At 43.1% G+C, this 24,379-nt stretch carries 26 protein-coding genes and 1 riboswitch; of the genes, 4 read left to right on the top strand and 22 right to left on the bottom strand.

What is annotated here, in order from left to right; genetic code table 11:
- Positions 1 to 207: 207 nt before the first annotated feature.
- From clpB to EJP82_RS00510, 18 genes are all read right to left on the bottom strand, one after another.
- Positions 208 to 2,826, bottom strand: coding sequence for an ATP-dependent chaperone ClpB (gene clpB, locus EJP82_RS00595; RefSeq protein ID WP_127190077.1), 2,619 nt, complete (start codon positions 2,824 to 2,826; stop codon positions 208 to 210).
- Between the two features lie 33 nt (positions 2,827 to 2,859).
- Entirely contained in the window at positions 2,860 to 3,843 is a 984-nt protein-coding gene (locus EJP82_RS00590) for a DnaJ C-terminal domain-containing protein (protein WP_127190076.1), read from the bottom strand.
- Between the two features lie 149 nt (positions 3,844 to 3,992).
- Positions 3,993 to 4,460, bottom strand: coding sequence for an Hsp20/alpha crystallin family protein (locus EJP82_RS00585; RefSeq protein WP_127190075.1), 468 nt, complete (start codon positions 4,458 to 4,460; stop codon positions 3,993 to 3,995).
- Positions 4,461 to 4,739: 279 nt separating this feature from the next.
- Entirely contained in the window at positions 4,740 to 4,940 is a 201-nt protein-coding gene (locus EJP82_RS00580) for a hypothetical protein (RefSeq protein ID WP_127190074.1), read from the bottom strand.
- Between the two features lie 53 nt (positions 4,941 to 4,993).
- On the bottom strand, positions 4,994 to 6,289 hold the full coding sequence (locus tag EJP82_RS00575) for an ABC transporter permease (protein ID WP_127190073.1): 1,296 nt from the start codon (positions 6,287 to 6,289) through the stop codon (positions 4,994 to 4,996).
- Complete coding sequence (locus EJP82_RS00570; protein ID WP_127190072.1) at positions 6,282 to 7,187, bottom strand: ABC transporter ATP-binding protein; 906 nt, start codon at positions 7,185 to 7,187, stop codon at positions 6,282 to 6,284. The genes EJP82_RS00575 and EJP82_RS00570 overlap by 8 nt, the downstream gene beginning before the upstream one ends.
- A gap of 32 nt (positions 7,188 to 7,219) precedes the next feature.
- The gene (locus EJP82_RS00565) at positions 7,220 to 8,113 is read right to left on the bottom strand and encodes an ATP-binding cassette domain-containing protein (protein ID WP_246053930.1); all 894 of its coding nucleotides are present in this window, start codon (positions 8,111 to 8,113) and stop codon (positions 7,220 to 7,222) included.
- The gene (locus EJP82_RS00560) at positions 8,110 to 8,520 is read right to left on the bottom strand and encodes a GntR family transcriptional regulator (RefSeq protein WP_127190071.1); all 411 of its coding nucleotides are present in this window, start codon (positions 8,518 to 8,520) and stop codon (positions 8,110 to 8,112) included. The genes EJP82_RS00565 and EJP82_RS00560 overlap by 4 nt, the downstream gene beginning before the upstream one ends.
- Positions 8,521 to 8,566: 46 nt before the next feature.
- Positions 8,567 to 9,286: a hypothetical protein gene (locus EJP82_RS00555; protein ID WP_127190070.1), complete on the bottom strand. Its 720-nt coding sequence runs from the start codon at positions 9,284 to 9,286 to the stop codon at positions 8,567 to 8,569.
- A 306-nt stretch (positions 9,287 to 9,592) separates the two neighbouring features.
- A complete protein-coding gene (locus EJP82_RS00550; RefSeq protein ID WP_127190069.1) occupies positions 9,593 to 10,057 on the bottom strand; it encodes a DUF420 domain-containing protein in 465 nt (154 codons plus the stop codon).
- A gap of 18 nt (positions 10,058 to 10,075) precedes the next feature.
- Positions 10,076 to 11,005 (bottom strand): cytochrome c oxidase assembly factor CtaG, encoded by a 930-nt coding sequence (gene ctaG, locus EJP82_RS00545; RefSeq protein ID WP_127190068.1) that lies wholly within the window; start codon positions 11,003 to 11,005, stop codon positions 10,076 to 10,078.
- Positions 11,006 to 11,142: 137 nt separating this feature from the next.
- On the bottom strand, positions 11,143 to 11,466 hold the full coding sequence (locus tag EJP82_RS00540) for a cytochrome C oxidase subunit IV family protein (protein WP_127190067.1): 324 nt from the start codon (positions 11,464 to 11,466) through the stop codon (positions 11,143 to 11,145).
- Between the two features lie 3 nt (positions 11,467 to 11,469).
- Positions 11,470 to 12,099, bottom strand: coding sequence for a cytochrome (ubi)quinol oxidase subunit III (locus EJP82_RS00535; protein ID WP_127190066.1), 630 nt, complete (start codon positions 12,097 to 12,099; stop codon positions 11,470 to 11,472).
- Positions 12,096 to 13,946: a cytochrome c oxidase subunit I gene (gene ctaD, locus EJP82_RS00530; RefSeq protein ID WP_211350026.1), complete on the bottom strand. Its 1,851-nt coding sequence runs from the start codon at positions 13,944 to 13,946 to the stop codon at positions 12,096 to 12,098. Before ctaD ends, EJP82_RS00535 begins: the two co-directional genes overlap by 4 nt.
- Before the next feature lie 94 nt (positions 13,947 to 14,040).
- Positions 14,041 to 15,099: a cytochrome c oxidase subunit II gene (gene coxB, locus EJP82_RS00525; RefSeq protein WP_127190064.1), complete on the bottom strand. Its 1,059-nt coding sequence runs from the start codon at positions 15,097 to 15,099 to the stop codon at positions 14,041 to 14,043.
- Positions 15,100 to 15,514: 415 nt separating this feature from the next.
- Positions 15,515 to 16,027, bottom strand: a complete 513-nt coding sequence (locus EJP82_RS00520; RefSeq protein WP_127190372.1) for a GNAT family N-acetyltransferase — start codon at positions 16,025 to 16,027, stop codon at positions 15,515 to 15,517.
- Between the two features lie 74 nt (positions 16,028 to 16,101).
- Positions 16,102 to 16,851 (bottom strand): type I methionyl aminopeptidase, encoded by a 750-nt coding sequence (gene map / locus EJP82_RS00515; protein WP_127190063.1) that lies wholly within the window; start codon positions 16,849 to 16,851, stop codon positions 16,102 to 16,104.
- A 161-nt stretch (positions 16,852 to 17,012) separates the two neighbouring features.
- Complete coding sequence (locus tag EJP82_RS00510) at positions 17,013 to 17,201, bottom strand: hypothetical protein (RefSeq protein ID WP_127190062.1); 189 nt, start codon at positions 17,199 to 17,201, stop codon at positions 17,013 to 17,015.
- Positions 17,202 to 17,568: 367 nt separating this feature from the next.
- On the opposite strand from EJP82_RS00510, the gene EJP82_RS00505 reads away from it, so the two are divergent.
- Both EJP82_RS00505 and EJP82_RS00500 read left to right on the top strand, forming a co-directional pair.
- Complete coding sequence (locus EJP82_RS00505) at positions 17,569 to 18,717, top strand: MGDG synthase family glycosyltransferase (RefSeq protein WP_127190061.1); 1,149 nt, start codon at positions 17,569 to 17,571, stop codon at positions 18,715 to 18,717.
- A 108-nt stretch (positions 18,718 to 18,825) separates the two neighbouring features.
- Positions 18,826 to 19,164, top strand: a complete 339-nt coding sequence (locus EJP82_RS00500) for a DUF4870 domain-containing protein (RefSeq protein ID WP_127190060.1) — start codon at positions 18,826 to 18,828, stop codon at positions 19,162 to 19,164.
- 7 nt (positions 19,165 to 19,171) lie between these two features.
- Here EJP82_RS00500 and EJP82_RS00495 read toward each other — a convergent pair whose 3' ends face one another.
- Together EJP82_RS00495 and EJP82_RS00490 are read right to left on the bottom strand one after the other, a co-directional pair.
- The gene (locus EJP82_RS00495) at positions 19,172 to 20,524 is read right to left on the bottom strand and encodes a nucleobase:cation symporter-2 family protein (RefSeq protein WP_127190059.1); all 1,353 of its coding nucleotides are present in this window, start codon (positions 20,522 to 20,524) and stop codon (positions 19,172 to 19,174) included.
- Between the two features lie 65 nt (positions 20,525 to 20,589).
- The gene (locus EJP82_RS00490; protein ID WP_127190058.1) at positions 20,590 to 21,168 is read right to left on the bottom strand and encodes a xanthine phosphoribosyltransferase; all 579 of its coding nucleotides are present in this window, start codon (positions 21,166 to 21,168) and stop codon (positions 20,590 to 20,592) included.
- Positions 21,169 to 21,324: 156 nt separating this feature from the next.
- Positions 21,325 to 21,424, bottom strand: a riboswitch (purine riboswitch).
- 174 nt (positions 21,425 to 21,598) lie between these two features.
- Between EJP82_RS00490 and mscL the strand changes: the two genes are divergently transcribed.
- Positions 21,599 to 22,096, top strand: a complete 498-nt coding sequence (mscL, locus tag EJP82_RS00485) for a large conductance mechanosensitive channel protein MscL (protein WP_127190057.1) — start codon at positions 21,599 to 21,601, stop codon at positions 22,094 to 22,096.
- 29 nt (positions 22,097 to 22,125) lie between these two features.
- Here the strand turns inward: mscL and EJP82_RS00480 are convergent, their stop codons facing one another.
- Positions 22,126 to 22,431 carry a hypothetical protein gene (locus tag EJP82_RS00480; protein WP_127190056.1) on the bottom strand — a complete coding sequence of 102 codons (306 nt, stop codon included), beginning with the start codon at positions 22,429 to 22,431 and terminating at the stop codon, positions 22,126 to 22,128.
- 154 nt (positions 22,432 to 22,585) lie between these two features.
- Positions 22,586 to 23,314, bottom strand: coding sequence for a zinc-ribbon domain-containing protein (locus EJP82_RS00475; RefSeq protein WP_127190055.1), 729 nt, complete (start codon positions 23,312 to 23,314; stop codon positions 22,586 to 22,588).
- Positions 23,315 to 23,636: 322 nt separating this feature from the next.
- Between EJP82_RS00475 and EJP82_RS00470 the strand changes: the two genes are divergently transcribed.
- Positions 23,637 to 24,320, top strand: coding sequence for a GTP pyrophosphokinase (locus EJP82_RS00470; RefSeq protein ID WP_246053949.1), 684 nt, complete (start codon positions 23,637 to 23,639; stop codon positions 24,318 to 24,320).
- Positions 24,321 to 24,379: the final 59 nt, after the last annotated feature.

Raw genomic sequence — 24,379 nt, 5'->3', positions numbered from 1 at the left:
GGCTTAGCCGGTTATCAGCGAGTACAACAGCATCGCGGCATGATTCAATCTCATTCGATTTAATACGGTCAGGTTATGGTAATAATGAAGCCAACCCTCCTGATGATTGAGCGAAATATCGTTGTCATGCAATAACCCTGCGAAAGTCAGATGAATATGAAAGGGCGTCCCCTACCATAATGGCTTGGGAACGCCCTTTCACTTTGGTTAATCCTGTTTGGAAATCGATACTACCAACTCGCCGCCAGACTCTTGAACCTCAATCACGGAACCCTCCTCAGCTTCACCACCAATGAGGGCACGTGCAACTCGAGTCTCCAAGCTACGCTGGATGAACCGTTTCAGCGGTCTTGCACCATACACGGGATCAAAGCCTTCCTTGGCAATAAAACGCACTGCCTCTTCATTTAAGACGAGGCCAATCCCACGTTCTGCTAAGCGTACACGTAATTCATCCACCAACTTATCTACAATCTGCTCAATTTCGTTAAGGGTCAATGGTTTGAACATCACGATGTCATCTATTCGGTTCAGGAATTCAGGACGGAAATGACCTCTCAAATCATTCATAACCTTTGCCTTTGCCTCTTCCGTAAGTTCGCCCTGATCATCGGTGCCTTGAATAAGATGTGGTGAACCGATATTAGAGGTCATAATGATAATCGTATTCTTGAAGTCGACGTTACGTCCTTGCGAATCGGTCAATCGCCCGTCATCCAATAGCTGTAATAGTATATTAAATACGTCAGGATGTGCCTTCTCAACTTCATCCAGCAGGACAACTGTGTAGGGTTGACGTCGCACCGCCTCCGTGAGTTGACCGCCTTCCTCATAACCGACATACCCTGGAGGTGCTCCAACAAGACGGGAGACACTATGCTTCTCCATATACTCCGACATATCAATGCGGATCATACCATCTTCGCGGTCAAACAAGGATACTGCGAGTGCCTTCGCTAGCTCCGTCTTCCCGACTCCAGTCGGACCAAGGAACAGGAATGAGCCAATGGGACGATTTGGATCCTTGATTCCAGCCCGCGCACGGAGCACAGCGTCGGCCACCAGATTGACCGCTTCATCCTGCCCAACAACCCGTTCATGTAATGTTTCTTCCAGACGCAACAGCTTTTCCCGTTCTCCCTCAACCAGGCGAGTAACGGGTACCCCGGTCCAGCGAGAGACAATATCCGCAATTTCTTCCTCAGTCACCGCTTCACGTAGTAGTCTAGTATCTTGATCCTGTAGTGCAGTTTCTTCAGCTTCCTTCAATTGTCGTTCCAAATCCGGGATAATGCCATAACTCAGTTCTGCCGATTTATTGAGATCGTATTCCTCCTGAGCATCCACCAGATCCTTACGTGCTTGCTCTAACCGTTTCTTGATCTCGCGAATACCTTGAATAGCTGATTTTTCCTTCTCCCAACGTGCGGACATCCCAAGCTGCTTCTCCTTGAGATCGGCTAGTTCGCGTTGAAGTATTTCTAGACGACGCTTGCTGGCATCATCGGTTTCTTTCTTCAGAGCAGCTTCTTCAATCTCCATTTGCATAAGACGGCGTGTAACTTCATCCATCTCACTTGGCATGGAGTCAATTTCCGTGCGGATCATCGCGCAAGCTTCGTCCACAAGGTCAATCGCTTTATCGGGTAGATAACGATCAGTAATATAGCGATTGGATAGAACCCCCGCAGCAACTAATGCGCTATCATGGATTTTGACCCCGTGATGAACCTCAAATCGTTCTTTTAATCCACGCAGAATCGAGATTGTATCCTCTACATCGGGCTCACTAACTAACACCTGTTGGAACCGGCGCTCCAGTGCTGGGTCCTTCTCAATGTACTTCCGATATTCATCAAGTGTTGTCGCACCAATACAGTGCAGCTCACCTCGGGCCAACATCGGCTTCAGCATATTTCCCGCATCCATAGCACCTTCAGTTTTACCTGCTCCAACAATGGTGTGCAACTCATCAATAAATAGAATAATTCTCCCGTTGCTCTCGCGAACTTCTTTCAATACAGCCTGCAGACGCTCTTCGAATTCCCCACGGAATTTGGCACCCGCCACAAGCGCACTCATATCGAGGGAAAAAATAGTCTTATCCTTCAGCCCTTCAGGCACGTCTTTCCGTACAATTCGATGCGCTAGTCCTTCTACAATAGCCGTCTTCCCTACACCTGGTTCCCCGATCAACACTGGATTGTTTTTCGTTTTACGGGACAGAATACGAATGATCCGGCGAATCTCGCCATCACGCCCGATGACCGGATCAATCTTCCCCGCCCGAACGTCCGCCACGAGATCACGTCCATATTTCTCTAGAACCTCGTAGGTTGCTTCTGGTTCTCGACTCGTCACCCGTTGATGTCCGCGAATTTCGGCGAGCACCGACAATAACTTATCTCGCGTTACCCCCCGGTTCGTAAATATCTCACGTAGTTCGCGACTTTCCTTGCTTGAATCGGACACCATTGCTAGTACCGCATGTTCCACAGCGACGAACTCGTCTTGCATCTGTGCAGCTTCCTTCTCCGCTCTTTCCAGCACACGAATCAGGGATGGTGAGGCATACAGCCTTACAGTTGCTGCTCCGGATCCACTAACACTTGGCTTACGTTGAAGTAACATATCGGTACTGTATAACATCTCAGCTACAGGAATATTCATTTTTTGCAATAATCTTGGCAGCAGGCCCTCTTGTTGCTGGAGCAATGCCTTCAAAAGATGGAGATTATCGATCTCCTGATGCCCGCTTTCTGAAGCCAGTGTCTGTGCTGCAGCAACAGCTTCCTGCAACTTCTGCGTTAATTTATTGAAATCCATAAATCTCACACCTTTCAGTTTATTTATCTATGATTAACCCATTGTGGTCTTATGCCGCCGTGTGCTGATACTTGTTCGTTTAGGTCCAGCAGTAAACCGGCTAGACTCGGCTAATTTGCGATATAGATTTTTCTCAGCTTCACTTGTATGTTCGGGAACGATGATTTCAATGCCAAACAAAATATCTCCGTTCGTCCCATTCTCGCGCTTTAAGCCCTTGCCTGGAATACGTAGTGTCTTGCCACTTTGAATGCCTGCTGGAATTTTCAGTTTCACAATACTACCGTCTGGTAATGGTACCTTGGTCTCTCCTCCCAAAACTGCTTGCCACGGAGCAATTTGTACAATACCATGTAAATCACCTTCTTGAGGATCATAGATTTCATGAGGCAAAATATGCAGCGTAAGTAACAAGTCCCCGCCCGTTATCATGCCATTCTGAGCGTTTCCTTGTATTCTAATCACTTTACCTTCGTGTGATCGTGCTGGAATGTGAACATTCACATTCGCACCACCCACTTGTACTCTTACGTCCCCACCCTTGTATGCCTGCTCCAGCGAAATCTCTAACTGAGCTTGCATGCTGCTGGCTTGACGTGCATTCCCACTACCAGAGAAGAAGTCAAACCCAGCTCGATCCGCTCCCCGGTTCCCAAAGAACATTCCAAACAAGTCCTCTTCAGGTATGCCTGAACTGCTTCCGTAAGAATAACTTCCTCCTTGCCAGCCTGCGCCAAAAGGATTGTCGCCATATGAAGAAGTTCCACTAGTCTTAGTTCCATTAGCTCTTCCTCGTCCGAATCCATATCTCAGTAGCTCATCATATTCCTTACGTTTCTCCTCACTACCAAGTACCTCGTAAGCTTCAGCTACTTCCTTGAACTTCGCCTCTGCCTCAGGTGCTTTGTTTACATCGGGATGCCACTTCTTGGCGAGCTTCTGATAGGCCTTCTTGATCTCCTTCTGTGATGCCCCTTTACTTACTCCCAAAACTTCATAGTAATTTTTTGTAGCCATGTCCGTCCCCTCCTTTCATCTATATGATTTCACATCCTTCATAAATTGATTCTGAGAAAAGACGCACCATAGCCGGAATCATCCACTACAATGCGCCTTATATATCAACACTCTTTATTAAAAATTGATAATCTTAATCTAATTTGTCCTTATTCAGCCTGCGTTCCTGTGGAATCTCCATCTTGAATTTCGATACGTTTACTTTGTGCTTTTTGCTGCTTCGGAACCACAAGCGTGAGCATGCCGTCTTTTAACGAAGCTCTGATACTTTCTTCTTCTATATCTTGCAAGTAGAATCTCCGAACATATTCGCCAAATCGACGTTCTCTACGAATAACCTGATGATTCTCATTCTCTTCAAGATTATCTTCTTTGCGTACAGCTTTGATCGTCAAATACGGATTGGCGAAGTCAATGTCGATTTCTTCTTTCTTAAAACCAGGAAGCTCAGCTTCGATCAGATATGCTTGCTCGCTTTCACGGATATCCGTTCTGAAGGACATTGTAGAACTTTTGATCGGTGCAAAGAAATCATCATTGAACACTTCATTCAAAGATTTAGTCAGTACACCAAAAGCATCATCTCTACGTCTGTTAAAAGGAACTAAATCAAACATTTCACATTCTCCTCTCAAAAATCTGACTTTGACTTTCTTTGACCTTATGACTTAATTATAGTCTCCTTTCTGAGTTAAAACAAAGTCGATTTAGGCCGGTATGAATCCGAAATCTGCCGTTTTGGACTATTTTTTCACATTAAATGATATTTTTTTAATTATTTGACCTTATTTGATCTTTAATCAAAGTGCCTCTTCTGAAATAACAAAAAAAAGCCCGACATGGTTTCATCGGGCTTCATCTAATTATGAATTTCTTATCACATCGTTCTATTACTACTATGCATTTTTCTTAGCCCTAATAATTTTCCCCATCTTATTTATATATACTAGCATCAGAACAATCGCACAACCAAGTATGGCGCCCTGTAGAAAATCAGGAAATCCCCAGTCGAAGCGTTTATTACCAAAGTAGACTGCCATGAACGCAATCGCAATTAGGTACAAACCAGAGTGTGGCATTTTATATTTATTTTTCATTTAACTAACCTTCTAAAGTTTTTTTTGTTTCATTTATCAATTCAACAATAACCTTAAATTTTATAAGCCTTCATTGCTTTACGTAGTTCTTTGAATGATGGACGCTTCCCATAGAGCAGTACGCCCGTACGGTAAATCTTAGCGGATAACCATCCGAAGAGCACAATCGATATAACGAGGATTGCGAGCGACAGCGCGATTTCCCATGTTGCAATTTCTCCAAGTCCGATTCGTACGAGCATAGACACGGGAGATATAAACGGAATATAGGTACACACCTTTAGCAGCATCGAGTTAGGAGCTGACAAGCTGAAAATCCCGATATAGAATGTCGCCAAAGATAGCATCGTGATTGGCATAATCGCCTGCCCCAAATCTTCTGTCCGACTCACGAGTGAACCGATAGCAGCAAACAAGGTAGCATAGAGGAAGTAACCTAGGATATAGAAGATGAAGCCTAAAATAACCACCTGCAAGTTAATTTGTGATAAATCAAGATCGAAATCCGCTAACAGAGGTGCATTGTGTGGCAACGAAACATTCACAACCACAACTGCAGCGAAGATTGCTATCTGCAATATTCCTATCAAGAACATACCCACGATTTTCCCAAACATTTGAGTGAGTGGTGATACACTAGTTATCAGAATCTCCATAACACGTGAGCTCTTCTCTGCCGTTACCTCTGCAGCAATCATATTTCCCGTCATCATATTAGAGAAGAAGAAGAGGAATATGAGGACATATACGATAACATAGTTAATGATCGCTATGCTCTTCGAGCCTGATGCTGACTCACCATTTTCACCCGATGCCGCATCTGGAAGTGCCTTAAATGTCGCAATTTGTACTGGCATATTAATCTCAGCTACCTGCTCTGCAGTAAGTGAACCTTTAGTAATATATTGAGTCTTTACACTTTGTAATGCAGCTTGCAAAGACGTCTGAAGACTAACATCCATACTCTCTTTGTTAGAGGTAAAGCTTACTTCAGGAAATGCCCCATTTGTATCTTGACTGAAGTCCAGATAACCATCAATCTTCTTGTCTTTAATATCCTGCTTCAACACTGCCTCATCCGCCACTTGATATTCTACGAAAGAGTACTTGTTATTAGATTGCTTATCCGTATAGACCTTCAAAGATTCAGCGATTTCTGGTTGATTTCCGTATACGAGACCAATCTTTGCTACCGATTCACTATCTTCACCTGTAAACTTTTCTATAAAATAAGGTACGTTAAGACCGATTGAAACAAGTAAAGCTAGAATCACCGTTGTAATGACAAAAGATTTTGCTCTAACCTTATTCAAAAATGTAAAGCCGATGACCGTTCCTAATCTATTCATTCGACTCACCTACCTCTTTAATGAAAATTTGATTAAGCGTTGGTTCCTTTATTTCGAAGTGTTCAACATCGCTCTCTTCCATTGCTTTACGCAATATAGCTTTTGCCGCAGCAACATCAGAAATTGAAATTCTGTATCCCCGTTCTTGTCGCTCGACCTTCTTAACACCCTCCAACTGCTCTAGTCCGGTTACTTCTCCCGTCGTGTGAAGAATGACTTCTTCTCTAGGATAACGTTTCTTGATCTCACGTAGGTTACCTTGCAATACCGTCTTCGATCGATCCAGTATCGTAATGTTACGACACAACTCTTCTACATGTTCCATCCGGTGCGTAGAGAACAAAATACTGGTCCCTGCATCACGCAACTCCAAAACCGTAGCCTTTAGCAATTCTACATTCACAGGATCAAGTCCACTAAAAGCTTCATCCAAAATAAGAATATCCGGTTTATGTACAACCGCGGCGACAAAGCCCATTTTCTGTTGATTCCCTTTGGACAATTCCTCAATTTTCTTATCATAATACTCTGGCACCTCAAAACGATCGAGCCAATAACGAAGACTCTTATCTGCATCAGAAGTTGACATGCCGCGTAATCTGGCCAAGTATTTGATCTGATCACTCACTTTTACCTTGGGATACAGTCCCCGTTCTTCCGGCAAATACCCGATCAAATGTTGAAGCTCCTTACCATAGGGCTTACCATGATACATAATACGACCACTATCTGGGTAAATTAGTCCAAGGACCATACGCATTGTTGTCGTTTTCCCAGCACCATTAGCTCCTAACAGGCCATATATTTCGCCTTTCTCAACTTGTAGTGATATTTCATTTACCGCTGTCTTGTCGCCAAATTGCTTAACAACCTTCTCTAAAAGTAATGCATTTGCCATTCTGTTACACCCTCTTCTCTTAGTTTAATTTATTATTGAGGTCTATGTCCTTTTATCCAAAGGTCTAAAATCTCTTCCAATTCAAGACTTCGACTCTTAATGATCTGCAGTTCTTTGAGATGTGAAGCACTCCAATCATCCTGCCTATCCCTAACGATTAACTTCTTTGTGGATGGACCATCGTCTTGACACGAAATGACCTCTGCGAACTTTTCAATTCCTGCAAGCTCCCCTCGAACCCAAATCTCTTTAAAGCTACCATAGAGCATATCTTTCTCGAACATACCTAACGTTTGACCCTGATGAACTAGAACAATATAATCAGCAAGTCGTTTCACTTCGTCAACGATATGTGTAGATAAGACGATCGTCAAATCCTCCCCATCCATACAACTCCGAAGTTCATCGATCATGTCCTTCCAAGCAAAGGGATCAAGTCCAGAAGAAGGTTCATCAAGCAGTAGTAGTTTGGGACGTATCGCAAGCGCAGCGGCGATCTCAAATTTACGACGTTCTCCTTTAGACATCCGGTTTAGACGCTCTTTCCGAGGGACATTAAATCGAGCCACCAACTCTTCAAACCGATTATGATCCCATGACGGATACCAATGTGCTCGGAAACCCGCTGCTTCTTCAACTGTCATGAAGTTTTCTTCAGTGACCGGTCCCTCAGGTACATACGCAATTCCCTGTTTCAGTTCTGTTGGCAGAATGCCTGTACTCGTTTCACCAAACCATTTAATTTCCCCTGCATCCAATGTGGTTATTTGCATTAACATTTGAAGGATTGTGCTCTTACCAGACCCATTGGGACCAACTAACGCTACGATATATCCTACTGGGATCTGCATATCTATCGGTCCGATTACTTTCCTTAGTCCGCGTTTCACAGCCCCTCGAAACTCTAAAGCCAACTGCTCCGTCACTTAGGATCACTTCCTTCGTTCTCAAGATATTTCTTATTTAAAATTTTCAGAAATAATTCTTTAAGTTCTTCTTTGCCATATTGAACTGATTTACCGACTTCAACCGCCGATTCTAGAGCTTCCTGTACAGCTACTCTTCGGTATTCATCTCTTTCGCCTGCTCCAACTTTAGCAACAAATGTCCCGGTCCCCTGTTTTGTCCGAAGTAGTCCTTCGCTCTCCAAATCCTGATATACTCTGCGGACTGTAATAACACTGCAACTCAAGCTTCCAGCAAATTCTCTTATAGAGGGAAGTAGGGTTCCTTCATCTATCTGTCCGCTGACAATCAACGATCTTAATTGCGTTTCTATCTGATGATACAACGGCTCTGGGCTACTCTCATTAATCTGAATAGGAATCCACACCTTTCTACCTCACCTCCACCTTAGCAATCATATGGGACCCCCAACCTTACTTTAAATCTCGTATAGCTAATTTGCGCTCGGTTGCCTTTAACAATACGGTAAATCCAGCACACCCTATGATTAACGATCCCCACATAAGTGGAGATAGAAACGAAAAGCGACTTGTATAATCTACAGTAAGCATAACCAGGTTCGTATTGACCACTCTCAAAACAACAGTTATCACAGCTACGGACAACACCACACTGGTTGTCATCCAGAAGTAGGTGCGCCCTTTCTTGAGGAGCTCAAAATAGATATAAGCACCATTCATAAGTAACGCGAACCCATTCCAAGTTAATATAAAAACGATATACTGACCTATATTCAGGTTATCCCGTAGTTCGTTTGACATGATGTACAAGAGCGGATAAAAGATAATCCCATTAAATATTAATGCCGTTACTAACTGAATGATCCTTGCCTTCATAATCGTTCCAATTGCAATGGGAAGTGCCCGATAGTAGTGAAGCATTCCGGTATAACAATCCTCTTTTATATAACTAAAAGAACGTCTCGAGAAGAAAAAACCGGTTAATGGAATGACAAGTAACATCATAAAGTCGGAAAATGGTTGTAATACTCTCTCTGTTTCATTCCGAAATTCTATCATCGTACTTATCGAAATTCCTATATAAATCATAAAAATAATATTACCTATCAGATGTAATCGATCCATGCGTAAATCCTTTTTGAAAATAAACCAAGCGTTTTTCCATGTATCCAAGTGAATCAACCTTTCTCTTCTTTAGTTCACTTATATCTTTCAGTGTGCTGGTGTTTATATCTTTATACACAGTATATACTGTGCTTTTTTCGTCGTCAATACTTTTTACAAAAATAAACAAATAAAACTCCATCTGTCGAGGGAGATGTTTATAATCAATTGCTATCTGTTCCAATTAATCATTGCCACAAAGACGGTCTAGTGGCAGTAAAACGTTCTCACAGCGTGCTTTCATGCTACAAAACGCAGAAAAGACTGTTGAGATCATCTCAACAGCCTTTATTTATGTTCACTCTATAGATTGAATCAGTATCCCCAGATTACTTTCCATACTGCTTGGGTATGTCCACCCGGATATAAGATATATAGCAGCACGTATACTGCTACACCGGTAATCGCCGTAAAGAACCAAATGACTGCCGTTATTCTTCCCAATTTACGATGTTTTGCATACTTTTCCTTAAAGCCGAGCACAAGCGTAGTCAGACCAAATACAGCAGCAACGGTCGCCAGTATGATATGGAAAATAAGAAATGTCTGATAATAACCCTTCAAATTATCCGGGCCACCCCATGACGTATTTCCGATAAATACCGTCCGTGACGAGTAAATTATGAAGAAGAGTATTGCAGCAATCGCTGCAGCAATCATCGTTTTCTTATGCGCTTCCCTTTTACCTTTGATAATGAGTCCCCAACCAATCCCAACCAACACAGCGCTGATTACAATAAATGCAGTACTGATTGTCGGGAACAATGTGTATACATCCATTTCAATCCTCCTAATGATTTAATTAAGCTTCCCAGAAGGTAACTCCGATCTAGGTGCGGACACAATATCCTCATCATCACCCTCCCAGTTCTCCTGCCTGTACCATTGATAGAACACATAAGCCAGCATTGAGGCAAATATGATCTCCTGAAGAAATTTCATGAGAATTCCGCCGACCTGTTGATCGATTGCAGGCTCCAAATATCCAAAAAACTGTGGTCCACCAAACTGGCTAAGTAGATACGTAGTATCACCCGGTATACAATACCCCATGGCCTTCACCCACACTACTGGATCATTATAAGTTGCATATAGCGGCTCACCTGCAAAAATAATTAAGCCGCAAGCCGGTGTTAACAGCACCATGTTGAGGAAGATGTATCCCATTTTCTTAAGACCTTGCACCTCTGCCGCCTCTGGCAGTGGGTTAACAAGCGTCCACCACATGAACCCCGAAGTAATGAACAAAATGAGGTAATATGCTCGGTGAATTCCAAAGTTCAGCATGACATAATCATGAATCACCGGAATGTGATAGAACGAGAACAACCCATTGAAAAGTACAGCAGCCACGATGGGCTTAACTAAAAACTTTAAACGCCGCAGTGGACTTTTAGCAAGAAACTGTATTATAGCACGCCAAGCCCAGAGAGGAATACCCAGCATCAAGAGCGGTGGAGCGATCAAATAGGATAAGGCCATACTGAGCATATGAAAACTAAACATCATGTGGCCCAGCAGATCGATAGGTCCTCCCTGTGCCAAGTAGAGCAACATCATCCCTGTCACGAACAATACTTTCCTACCTACAGATACAGATTGTCCTTCTCCAAGTTTCTCACTTAACGGGCCCACAAGCAAGAAGTACCCGGCAAGGATCAGCAACATTACCGCTAAATATACCAGATTCCACACTTGTTCAAAGTTGAAATATTCTAAACCCAGCATGACAAAACCTCCTTCCATCGCACTTAAATCTGTCCAAATTGTGAACTACCTGCTGAATATACAAAAGAGGGGGCTTATAAGCAAGCCCACCTCTTCATATACTTCATGATCCAAAGATGACTTTTGGACCAACCTCTCTAAGACCACCACATCCAGTAAAGCGCCGTAATAATCGCTGTACCGGCTACAAAAAATCCCCCAGCCATAAAGATAATCGGGATCATATGCCCCTTATCCTTCAAATGCATCCAGTACCCCAGCTGCACAAGCACCTGCAACACTGCCATGACCAGAAGTATAACCACTGTAAATGCGATATTGACGCCCCCAGCCGCAACGGCCGCAAACGCTATGAGAGTCAATACAATAGAGAATATAAAAGCAATCACATGTTTCTGTGGTCCTTCTTGGCGGTGACGCCGCTTTATCACCGAATCAACATGTTTATCCTGGTCTTCCATCCTCTATACCCCCGCCTTCCCGAGTAGATAGACAACTGTGAAGATGAATACCCATACCACATCGATGAAATGCCAATACATCGCGGATACATATATTTTAGGAGCCGTTACGACCGTAAGCCCCTTCTTTAACAACTGTCCAATCAGAATACCGATCCATAGAATCCCGAATAACACGTGTGCCCCGTGGAATCCAACAAGCGTATAGAACGCAGAACTGAAAGCACTGGTCGTCATACTGTAATCATCATGAATCATATATACCGAAAATTCATAAATCTCCAATATGAGGAACGCAAGCCCCAGCAAGACCGTTACGCTTAGCCAGCCCATTAGCGACTTCTTATTGCCCCGGTGCATCGCTTGAATAGCGAATACACTCGTTAAGCTACTGACTAACAAGATAAACGTAGCCGCAGCAGTCATCGGTAAACTGAACAGTTCACTAGCTGAAGGACCTTCCGCCACTTGATTTCTCAGTGTTAGAAAAGTAGCGAAAAGGGTACCAAATAATACAGCCTCACCGCCGAGAAATAACCAAAAGGCTAGAATCTTGTTGCGCCCTTCGAGCGTCGCCTTCTCCGGCTCATGAGGAAGCGCTCCTGTAACCTTTGGCGCATGTGGTGTCGTCATGCTTTGACCCCCTTCTCGTTCAGTTCATCCTGTTCAATATGCCACCCATGATCATCAAAGAGTGAACGCCACAGCATGGATCCGAAGGTAATAGCAAGACCGATGCCGGTCACAATATAGTTGTTAAAGATGAAGTTCAAAAAGTTATTACCAAAGTCATCACTTGTAAACATGAATCCAAGACCGGCAATAAAAATACCTAGTGACATCAAAAATGGAAGAATCGTCGCAGAAGGCATATGAATTGGCCCTACTGGTTCCGCTGGAGTCATCTCTTTATGACCCGCCGTCTTTTCCTTCCAGAAAGCATCAAGACCACGAACGAGTGGGATTTGCTTGAAATTGTATTCTGGCGGTGGAGATGGGATACTCCATTCTAGTGTCCGTCCGTCTTCCCATGGATCATTCGCTACGCCTACAGGCTGACGAGCCGTGATAACTACATTCACTAAGAAGATAATCACACCTACGCCCATTAAGAACGCACCTATCGTACTGACTAAATTCATAAGGTCAAAGCCCTGATTCGGCAAGTAAGTGAAGACCCTACGTTGCATCCCAATCAACCCTAGGAAATGCTGAACGAAGAAAGTTAGATGAAACCCAATAATAAACGTCCAGAATTCCCACTTACCTAATCTCTCACTAAGCATCCGTCCAAACATCTTAGGCCACCAGTAATGAAGTCCAGCGAACAAGCCCAGAACAAGGCCCCCGACAATTACGTAGTGAAAATGCGCCACAACGAAATATGTATCGTGGTACTGATAATCAGCTGGTGCAGAAGCCAACATAACACCGGTTACCCCACCCATTACGAACGTCGGGATAAACCCAGCGGCAAATAGATTAGGTACTGTAAAACGGATTTGCCCACCCCACATGGTGAACAACCAGTTAAAGATCTTGATTCCTGTAGGGACCGCAATCAACATCGTTGAAATAGAGAACAATGCATTGGCTACAGGGCCTAGACCTGTCGTAAACATATGATGCGCCCACACCATGAAGCCTAAAAAGGCGATCAAAATTGTAGCAAATACCATGGAACTGTAACCAAACAGCCGCTTGCGCGAGAAGGTACTGATGACTTCAGAAATAACACCAAAAGCCGGTAGAATCAGAATATAAACTTCTGGATGCCCAAAAATCCAGAATATATGCTGCCAGAGTACCGGGTTTCCGCCCTTCGACACGTCGAAGAAATTTGCACCAAGAATCCGGTCAAACGTAAGTAACACCAATCCTACCGTAATAGCGGGAAAGGCGAATAGGATCATCGCTGACGTAATGAACGATGTCCATGTGAACATTGGCATCCGCATAAAGGACATGCCCGGTGCACGCATAGTAATGATCGTCGCCAGGAAGTTAATCCCTCCGATTAGTGTACCTAAACCCGCTATCTGCAGGCCAATCGTGTAGAAATCGATACCGTGCGTCAAACTGTAGGTTGTGGAAGACAACGGAGTGTACGACGTCCAACCTGCATCAGGTGCCCCACCCATAATCCAACTCAAATTAAGCAACAAACCACCGAACAAAAACGTCCAGAATCCCAAAGAATTCAAGAATGGAAACGCTACATCGCGTGCCCCAATCTGAAGCGGGATAACGGCGTTCATTAGTGCAAAGATAACCGGCATAACTCCAAGAAAGATCATGGTCGTACCGTGCATTGTTATCAATTCATTAAATTGCTGAGCCGATACAAAATCATTCATCGGCTTCGCAAGCTGAACACGGATTAATAGCGCTTCAATCCCACCAATGCCGAAGAAGAAGCCTCCAGCCCATAAGTACAGGATAGCGATTTTCTTATGATCGACGGTTGTTAACCAGTCCATCAAACCCTTGTGCCGCTTGACACTATGAGCATGAGCCAAGGTTTGTTCCCCCTTTAATTTCCGAGTGGATCTATGTCGCATGAAGCACCAAAGATCAATATGAAACTTTGCTATCCGCTAAATACTCAGCTATCGCTTTAATTTCAGCATCCGTAAGCCCAAGATCTTCTTTCGGTGAGGGCATCTTATTACCCGGTTTTACAAGTTGAGGATCCGTTAGCCATTCTACTAAATTATCCTTAACCGGCTTGCCATCTACCGTATTGCCACTGCCTTCTGCATTCAGCAAAATGCTAGCGATCGATTCCCGACTTCCGATGCCCGTTAGGTTAGGCCCAGCTGAACCACCTTGCTCACCCACAGCATGACATGACAAGCATTGGCTCTTAAATACTTCTGCCACCGCCGGATCTTCAATGGTTTGGACCGGTTCCTTCATTGAGACTACCCATTTGTCAAAGGAATCCTGACTTACCGATTTAACTTTGAACTCCATAAAAGCATGTGAAGGCCCACAAAGTTCTGCGCACTTACCGAGGTATACTCCCTCTTTTGATGTTTCAATCCACGTTTTATTAATCGTACCATCTGTATTTGTATCCGTTTTACCTGCGAGAGATGGAACCCAGAAAGAGTGAAGAACATCCGCTGTCTTAAGCTCAAGCGCAATCTTCTTATTCGTAGGGATGATTAAATCCTGCGCAGTTGTAATCCCGTAATCCGGATAAGTGAATTCCCACCAGAACAAGTGCGAAGTAACCTTTACCTTTATTGCGTTCTTATCGGCAGAATAATCTTCTCCAAACGCGAACACCTTCTGAATCGTAGGCACGGCCAGAATCAAGACGAGTATAATTGGAATTGCCGTCCAAATAACCTCCAACTTGAAATTCCCTTCAACTTGCTCCGGAATTTCATTCTGCCCTGGCTTGCGCCGGAACTTAACCCATACATATGCTGCGATACCAAATACAACCACCATCACGAAAATCATGATCCCAATGGATAACTTCATTAAGCCATATTGTCCCTCTGCCACCGACCCCTGCGGTCTGAGCGTCGACAAATCCTCACGGCCACAAGCAGACAACAATAAAGTAAGCCCAATCAGCAAAGGCCCAAGCCGTCTTATAGCCTTCCAACGTTTCATCATTGATCAACCCCACTTTTGCGTTTTCTTCCGATCATTTACATTATTTACATACCTAGACTCGCTCGCAATCTGCTCTATCACTAATAATAGTATCTTGTCAATTATAACAATCACCCATTAAATATATGATTGAACCCATCTTTTGTCAATGTTTGGTGGGTAGTTTTCACTGTGCTATAGTTGTCGAATAAACGCATTACTTCAATGTTTGTTAGCGTTTTCTAGCTTTTTAACGACTGTAAACTTTTAGTTAATTACCTCAATCCAAGCGCCTCACATCCCTGTTCCTCGCCTTGTCCCAATTTTGACAATTTGGTTAACTTTATTTCCGTGTAGGCAAAAAAAAAAGAGCTGGGCTCTTTTTTCGCATTGTTAATATGTGACAATTAATGTCCTGAGCAGCTAACCTAACATCTTATTTCAGCCTTTTGTAAACCTCGGTATATACTGTTTCTCTAAAATGGAAAAATTCTGCTTCCGTGAGTGGATCTGGATAACTCATAATGTTGAGCGGCAAATCAGCCTGACCTTCTCTTAGAGGGGGCTGAACATAATCGTATGAGTTAAGATGAAATCCGCACCGTTCATAGAATCCAATCCTCCGCTTTGCGAAATCACTCTCAGGCAATTCTACTTCCAATCGGATTGGAATCTGGGACTGCTCAATATATTGACTCAGCAATTTAGCCCCTAGGCCACTTCCACGTAATAAGGGACTCACAGCAAAGTGTTCTACAAAACCGAAAGTTGAAAACTCCCAGCTAGCTAGGAAAGCAATGATTTTCCCATCTGCATCCGTTTCCGTAATCAGTCGATAGTTCGGATTCGATAACAGCGCACGTTGCCTGGCATAAGTTCTGATTTCAGATTCAGGAAATGAACCTTCCATTATTTCATATATCTCATCGAATTGTTTATCGTTAATCATCTTCATTGTAGGTTCTCTCTTTCTTGAGCTAGTGCTTCATATAATGTTTGTATCATTAGAGTTAAGTGTACTTTTTATGTCGTTAATATAATAGGCCCGTCTTCGGTTATTGCCAATGTATGTTCATAGTGAGCACCCAAGCTACCATCAGCGGACCGAATCCCCCAACCATCATCATCCCATAGTATTGCACCCGTATCTCCAATTGTAAAAATAGGCTCGATCGTAATCACCATTCCAGCTTGAAGTACCATACCTGTGCGAGCACGTCCAAAATTCGGTACATCCGGTGGCTCATGCATATTTCGACCAATCCCATGTCCAATCAACGGCTTTACTACTCCGACTTTTGCTTCTTTAGCAACTTTACCTATAGCAAAGCCTATATCACCAATCTTCTTCCCAGGCATCGCCTCGGCAATCCCGGCATATAAAGCTCGCTCAGTAACTTTTAGTATGCGATCGGCTTCTGAGCTGACCTCACCAATTCGGTATGACCAACCTGAATCTGCCAACCAACCATTCTTATTTACTACAATATCAATCGTGACAATATCTCCATGCTTCAGCTTTTGATCTGTCGGGAACCCATGACAAACCACTTCATTCACAGATGCACAGGTTGCATACGGATACCCTCTGTATCCCTTCTGTTCAGGTGTGGCATCTCTTTGGGCTAGAAATTTTTCCACCCAATTATCGATCTCTAGCGTCGAAATCCCTGGACCGATTCGCTTCGCTATTTCCTTATGGCAATCTCCCAGAATACTTCCGGCCGCCCGAATCCCGGCAATATCCTCTTTTGATTTCAAGCTCACCTTCATATTTATATCTCCCTTCACAGGCTTTACACTGCGTTAAATAAGCATTGATATACTATATGTTAGCAGGGTAAAAAAAAACCGTACCTAGCGTTAGACGCCAGAACGGTAGTAAGGACATATCTCATTAAATAGGTACCATTATTCCGATCCCAGAGTATGTATTAGGAAACGGATGAGTCCATTTTACCCAATTCATGCTCCACGAGGTGTGTCAATTCCTCTTCATAACCGCCCATAATACGGTATTTCCGAACATAATCCCTAACAAACTTTTTCGGATCTTTCGGCTTAAATATTCGGGTCATTTCCCGCAGACTCTCCTTGACTTCATTATGACCTTTCGTTGCCATACTAATTCCCTCCCAGAACGCTTGTGGTTAATGCTCCGATTTTGAGAACGCCGAAAAGTTTGACTGTAAGTTCATTCATGAAGTTGTGGGAATTGCAATTCCGCCTTTTCGACAGGCATTTGAGACTGGACATACCCGAAGAAATTCCCGCTAAATCAAGTTAGGCACATGTACTTGCGCCTAAAGCTGGCTCTTACGGTCATCGCAATATGTTGGAAACAACCTCCTATCCTTTACATTGTATCATATTCAGATTAACGTTTCAGCTTTCTTCCAAACACACATTTTTTTAGGGCATATTTTTTTGTTTATACTCTGAGACACTTACACATCATATATGAGAATTGAAACTGGAGGGATACCGCTCATGAATTTAAAAACGCCCAAAATTATGATATTGTACGCTAGTTATGGTGATGGACATTATCAAGCCACCAAAGCCATTGAAGCATGCTTTCATACTAGGGGAATACAGAATGTTATTAGTTTAGATTTAATGGCGGAAGCCCACCCATTTCTCAATGAGTTAACCAAGTTTGTGTATATTCAAAGTTTCAAAACCCTACCTTCCGTATATGGATGGGTCTACAACATCACCAAAGATATGCGACCGGATACTTCGATCCTACGGATGATTAATTCAATGGGCATGCGGATGCTGAAGGAAATCATCGCTAAGGAAGAGCCCGATCTCATTATTCATACTTTCCCACAGTTAGCTATGCCCAAGTTAACGAAGAAAACCGGTTTAACACTGCCATTAGTAAATGTGGTAACAGACTTCGATCTTCATGGGAGATGGGTACATCCCAATGTTGATCGTTATTATGTCGCAACCGAGGATTTAAAAATTGAAATTATCGAACGTGGTATTTCGAGTGATCGTATCGTCGCAAGCGGGATACCGCTAGGTTATGATTTCGGCAAACCAACCACACCCCATTCTGATTTACTAAATAAGCTAGACCCTACCAAGAAAACCGTTCTACTAATGGCCGGGGCCTATGGCGTCGTGCAAGGCCTTCGTGATATCTGCAAATCATTAATCTCAAGTCAAAGACACCAAGTTCTAGTTGTTTGTGGACGGAATCAAGAATTATTTCGCGGGCTCCACAATATGTTTGAAGGTTGCCCTGACATACATTTATATGGCTATGTAAACGAAGTAGCCCAAATGATGGGAGTTAGTGATTGTATCATTACTAAACCTGGAGGCATCACATTATCTGAAGCACTCGTCAGCCGCCTTCCACTCTTCCTTTATCGGCCTGTTCCAGGGCAAGAGCTCAATAACGCACTTTATCTGAAGCGTAAAGGCATTGCCAACATTGCATATAACGCTAAGCAATTAACAGAACAAATTGAAGCTCTCTGGGATAATGAAGACATGATTACCAACTTGCAAATAGAAATAGAAAACCTCCGCAAGCCGGAGGCTACGGAGGTCATTGTGAACGATATTTTGGAACAGTGGTTTACTCCCGCAGGAGCTTCCGCCTTTTCGGCTACCCAGTGAGTGAATGGTTCTGTCATGATACAGCTCGTCATACACTGGATAATGAGACAGGAAGAGGTGGATAACCACCTTCCTCCTTCATCTGCCCCTAGAAAGAAGGTAATTGCCATGTCCCCTTTCAAATCATCTACCGGTATTTATGAGAATCTAGCTGGATTTCTGTGTTACTTATTTGCCTTTGTTGGAGGCGTTATTTTTCTAGTTGTAGAGAGAAGGAGTCGTTTTGTTCTATTTCATGCCTTACAATCGATCATGTTGTTCGGTACTCTCATGATTGGACATGCGCTCATAGGATTTCTCCCTCTTATTGGCACCATAGTAGGTCTGTTGTTAACCCTAATAGGATTGGTCCTTTGGTTAGTGTTAATGGTCGCCTGTTTACAAGGTAAATGGCTCAAACTCCCCTTATTCGGCGAACTTGCTGAGAGACAGTTACACCGGATGTAATTGGAGGTTAAGCTACCTCCCCCTCTTCGCCGGGTTCAACCGCAACCGTATTGCGTTGATTACCACGCAGCCCATTAAATAACAGATTCAGAATAATAGCAGTGAAACTACCTGCAACAATACCATTATCAACGAGAATCCGTAGTTTGTCCGGCAGTTGCGCAAACACTTCCGGAACTACTGTTACACCTAGCCCCATTCCAACGGAGCATGCGATGATAAGTAGGTTCTCATGTCGGTTAAGATCCACCTGATCTCCCAGCATCCGAATACCTGAAGAGAGAACGAGACCGAATAAAGCGATCATCGCCCCTCCCAGAACAGAGGTGGGTACTAATTGTGTCAATGCTGCGATCTTAGGTACAAAACCGATAAGAACGAGCAAGCTACCTGCTACGAAAATAACATCTCGTGTTTTAACACGACTCATCTGGACAAGTCCAACGTTTTGAGAATACGTAGTGTAGGGAAATGAATTGAATATTCCACCTAACATAATAGCCAAACCTTCCGCACGATAGCCCCGCGCTAAATCTTTGGAAGTAATGTCTTTACCTACGATTTTGCCAAGTGCCATGAATACACCAGTCGATTCCGCTACACTAACAATAGCCACAAGGATCATCGTCAGAATGGCCGAAGCGTGAAACGTTGGCTTCCCAAAATAGAACGGTTGCACCATATGAAACCAACCCGCTTCCTTCAGCGGTGTGAAATCTACTGTGCCAGCTAATCCAGCCACGATTGTACCAGCGATCAAACCAAGCAGAACTGAGATGGAACGGAGAAACCCCTTTGTAAAACGGTTCATCAAGATAATAAAGATCAGAACTCCAAAGCCGAGGATCAAGTTCAACGGACTCCCAAAATCGGGACTCGTTCTATCTCCACCCCCAAGATCCGTTAAAGCAACTGGAATCAGAGTGACCCCAATAATGGTTACAACGGAACCTGTCACCACCGGAGGGAAGAACGCGATCAACTTCCCAAAAACACCTGAGAACAGGAAGACGAATAGCCCTGATGCGATAATAGCACCATAGATAGCGGATACTCCCATCCCATCCTCCAAACCGATCGCAATCATGGGCGATACGGCTTGAAAAGCACATCCGAGCATAACAGGCAACCCAATTCCAAAGAAGCGATTACCAAACACCTGTAACAACGTCGCGATCCCACAAGCGAGAAGATCAATTGCGATTAAATAAGTTAATTGCTCAAGCGTGAAATCAAGCGCATTCCCCACAATTAGCGGAACAATAACCGCTCCTGCATACATGGCTAGCACATGTTGTAGTCCTAACGAAAATGTCTTAAATGGATGTCTGTTTCTTTGAAATATTTTCTCGCGTTCCATAATAAAATAGTTCCTCCCCAAATCAACTCTACTAATGTTGGCACATATCTATCTATAGCCCCCGCTTATTCACCCTCTACAAATGTAACTGTCCCGTTCTCAAGTGAGGCGATACGCACGAGTGAATCTACACGGTATCCGGCTTCTTTCAATAGCTTAGAACCTGGTTGGAATGACTTCTCAATAACAATTCCGATACCTACCACGCTTGCTCCAACCTGTTCAACGATTCGTGCAAGTCCGAAAGCCGCTTCTCCGTTAGCCAGGAAATCATCTATGATTAACACGCGGTCATCTGCGTTCAAGAACTTCTTCGAGACCGTTATTTCATTCGTCTCTCTCTTCGTAAAGGAGTATACTGACTCAACGTAGATATCTTCCTTCAAAGTAAGAGATTTGTTCTTGCGTGCAAAAATCATCGGTACACCAAGTTCCAATGCAGTCATAATGGCCGGGGCGATTCCCGAAGACTCAATCGTCAGTACCTTCGTAATTCCCTCTCCTGCAAAACGTCGAACAAATTCACTCCCAACTTCTTTCATAAGCATAGGATCCATTTGATGATTCAGAAAGGAATCCACTTTCAAAACTTGCTCGCCCAATACAATACCTTCTGCCATCACTTTTTCTTTAAGTAGTTTCATTTCTTTGCTCCTCCTTATGTTATCTAGCTTTGTAAGTATAAAAAAGCTTTGTAAGTATAAAAAAAATCCATCTCCCCCAATAATAAGGAAACGGACTACAGTGGAAGAATTCACCATAACTGACAAGAAAACGTCAGGAAATAACGCGACATTCGTCGAGTTAGGGTTCTTCCTCGTAGTCTGATCATTTCCGGCGATCAGGTAGAAACATGCGGCCAATTCCTGCATATATACGAGAAAAGCTATGAAAATATTGTCGAATCTTTCATGCAATGTTAGAAGTATACCCAAAGTATGAACGGAAATAAAGAGGTATTTCGTGGATTTCATGAAAACTTTGCAAAGGATATGCATTTACTTTTGACAAAAAAGTATCCTTTTACAGTATAATACAAACGAAGATTAGAAGAAGTTGAAAGGAGCTTATCTGATGGGAATTGCCAAAGAGTTTAAAGAATTTGCTATGCGGGGGAATGTCATTGATCTTGCAGTCGGGGTTATTATTGGAGGTGCATTTGGAAAAATCGTGACCTCTGTCGTCAACGATATCCTGATGCCTCCCATCGGGAAGATACTAGGTGGCGTTAATTTCACCGATCTATTTATCAATTTGGATGGCGAGAAGAAACTGCCTAGTGGGGCAGATGTCGTATCGTTAGCTCAAGCCAAAGAAGTCGGAGCTGCAGTCATCGCTTATGGTCAATTTATCAATACTATGATCGATTTCTTCATTGTCGCTTTATGCATATTCTTTCTTGTTAAAGGTATTAATTTCTTAAGAAGAGACAAGCAGGAACAAGAAAAACCGGAACCTCAAAGTACGCTGAAGGAATGCCCTTACTGCTACTCTGAAATTCCGGTTAAGGCTACTAGATGTTCTCATTGTACTTCGATGCTTAATGAGCCTGAACAAATTAGAGGACAGTAATCTTCTCCTATGTTCAAGAACTCAGAACTTTAGATAGGTCTCGATTCATTGGGTAACAACCCTGAAACAACCGATCTCAATTCCTTGTCTTCCTTATAGTTCTTCTCACCTGTATCCACTCTACGGATCCGAATTTGACGAAGGTCTGCACTCGGCTCAGTCGGCTTGAACACCAGATCATTAGGGTCTTCAAGCCGAAGCTTGTAGCCCATATCTTCAAACATCAACAGATAGTCTTTCTCCGTCGGTGCTTTACCTTCATCAAGAAAAATAAGACCTCTTAATTCCTTCACCACATCACCATGCATCACGTCAAAATAAACGATACATTCCACTATAGTCACACTCCTAGTTCACAGTTAGTAATAATATTCCCCACTTAGAGAGAAAGCACAACATCCTACCTAATACTACGGAACATCTTCCCGTTTGGAGAGGCTACTTATTACAACTCGGTGAACAATTCCTCGGTTACTGCTTATTCGCACCTTAAATCTGTTCTGCCCCACAATGTGGACACCATTTAGTTCCTTTTACGAGTGAAGTTGTACAAATCTGACAACTGACCGTGTTAATGCTCACGGTTGATTCAACGGGTGCGGAAGCAGAGTCTCCCTTTTCCACATTTTCATTCCATGTACGTATGCGCAAATCCAATTCCTCTTGACGCTGGCGCTCTCGTTCCAAATCACGAAGGTAGCGTGCGTCTGCTACAGGATCTACCGGCTGTTTCTCCTCTTCCGAAATTCTCAATTCTTCCAAGAGTGGAGTGAGGAAATCATCATCCTCAGGAACAGTATCTCTTGTTACCTCGTTATGTTCAACCGTAGGTTCCGTAGCCATTCCTGCATCCTGCACCTTTGATTTCTGCAGCTTATGTCCACAAAAATGGCAGAACAAAGCATCCTCCGCAACGGTTTTACCGCATGCACTGCACAAATGTTCATTTTTTAACTCGGCGATTTTAGCACGAATATCATCCCGTTCCTCTATCAGCAGATCACAAGTTTTAGCGAGTTCAACCATTTCTTTCTCCGCTAGAGACATGTTCTTAATCCTGTAACCCTCATAGAACACTTCGCCCATCTTCTGAAAGTACAGTCCCATTTCACGTTCAATATTTGAAATTTGCGTGTTTAACCTCCCGATTTCCACCACATTCTGCGCACGATCGGTCACTTTTCCCGCACCATCTTTAATTCGTTGTAAAAATTTCATAAATCTACTCCTCTCCTATCCGAGCAATTCTTTGAAGTTGTTAATTATCATACCAGATTTGACGCATTGGTGAAAATTACAGCCAAACCTAAATACCGCACCATTTAACTCGTACTCATTGATTTCTCCTTTTAATTTCGGTAAATTGCCTTCAAATGATAAGTTTTCACTAGATTACCTGTTGATCTTGCATATTCATGTTTCCTTTTGATTTAAGCGAGCTATTCAAGGTACAATAAAGAAGGAAATTTATTATTAGGAGTAGATCAATCTGAGTACATCTAATATATATGGCAAAGATACACTGCTCGGTCAGTTAAACCTGAAAGAATTATACCACTTAGAATTTGGTGACAATGAGTTACGTAGGTTGGAGGAATGGAGAAAGCTTCCGACTCTATATCAGCTCGCCTTAGATGAATTGAAGAACAAAATCAAACTCATTCAAACCGAATGGAAAATTCATAACGGTTATAGTCCTATTGAACACATCAAAACACGCATTAAGGAACCTAAGAGTATTCTGGATAAACTAGAACGTAAGGGGCTTGAAATGACGGTCGACAATATGGTTAATAAAATCCATGATATCGCCGGAATGAGAATCGTCTTCTCCTTTGTTAAAGATATATATAGTCTTCTGGACCATCTCCGTAAAAGAGAGGATCTTACCATCCTCGAAATCAAGGATTATATCGAAAATCCCAAACCTAATGGATACCAAAGTCTGCATCTCATCGTCGCCGTTCCACTCACGTTGTTCGAAGGGCAGCGATGGATGAAAATTGAAATTCAAATGCGTACATTAGCCATGGATTTCTGGGCCAGCATGGAACATATTCTGTTCTACAAGTTCGAGAAGCAGGTCCCCCCACATATCGTGAAGGAATTAACAGAAGCTGCCCTCGCAGCAGATGCACTTGATAAGAAGATGCATGGCTTGCGCAAAGAAATTATGGGCTCACTTGAGGGAAATAATCCCGGCAACTCCATCGTTTCACCTTAGTTTCTCGTGCTTATTCGTATCAACATCATAAATATGGCTCCGACAAATTGGCAGGCCCA

Origin of the sequence: Paenibacillus anaericanus (genome assembly GCF_003994475.1) — a bacterium.
GTDB lineage: Bacteria > Bacillota > Bacilli > Paenibacillales > Paenibacillaceae > Fontibacillus > Fontibacillus anaericanus.
The sequence above is the reverse complement of the archived record's forward strand: the minus strand, read 5'-3'. Positions and strand labels throughout refer to the sequence as shown.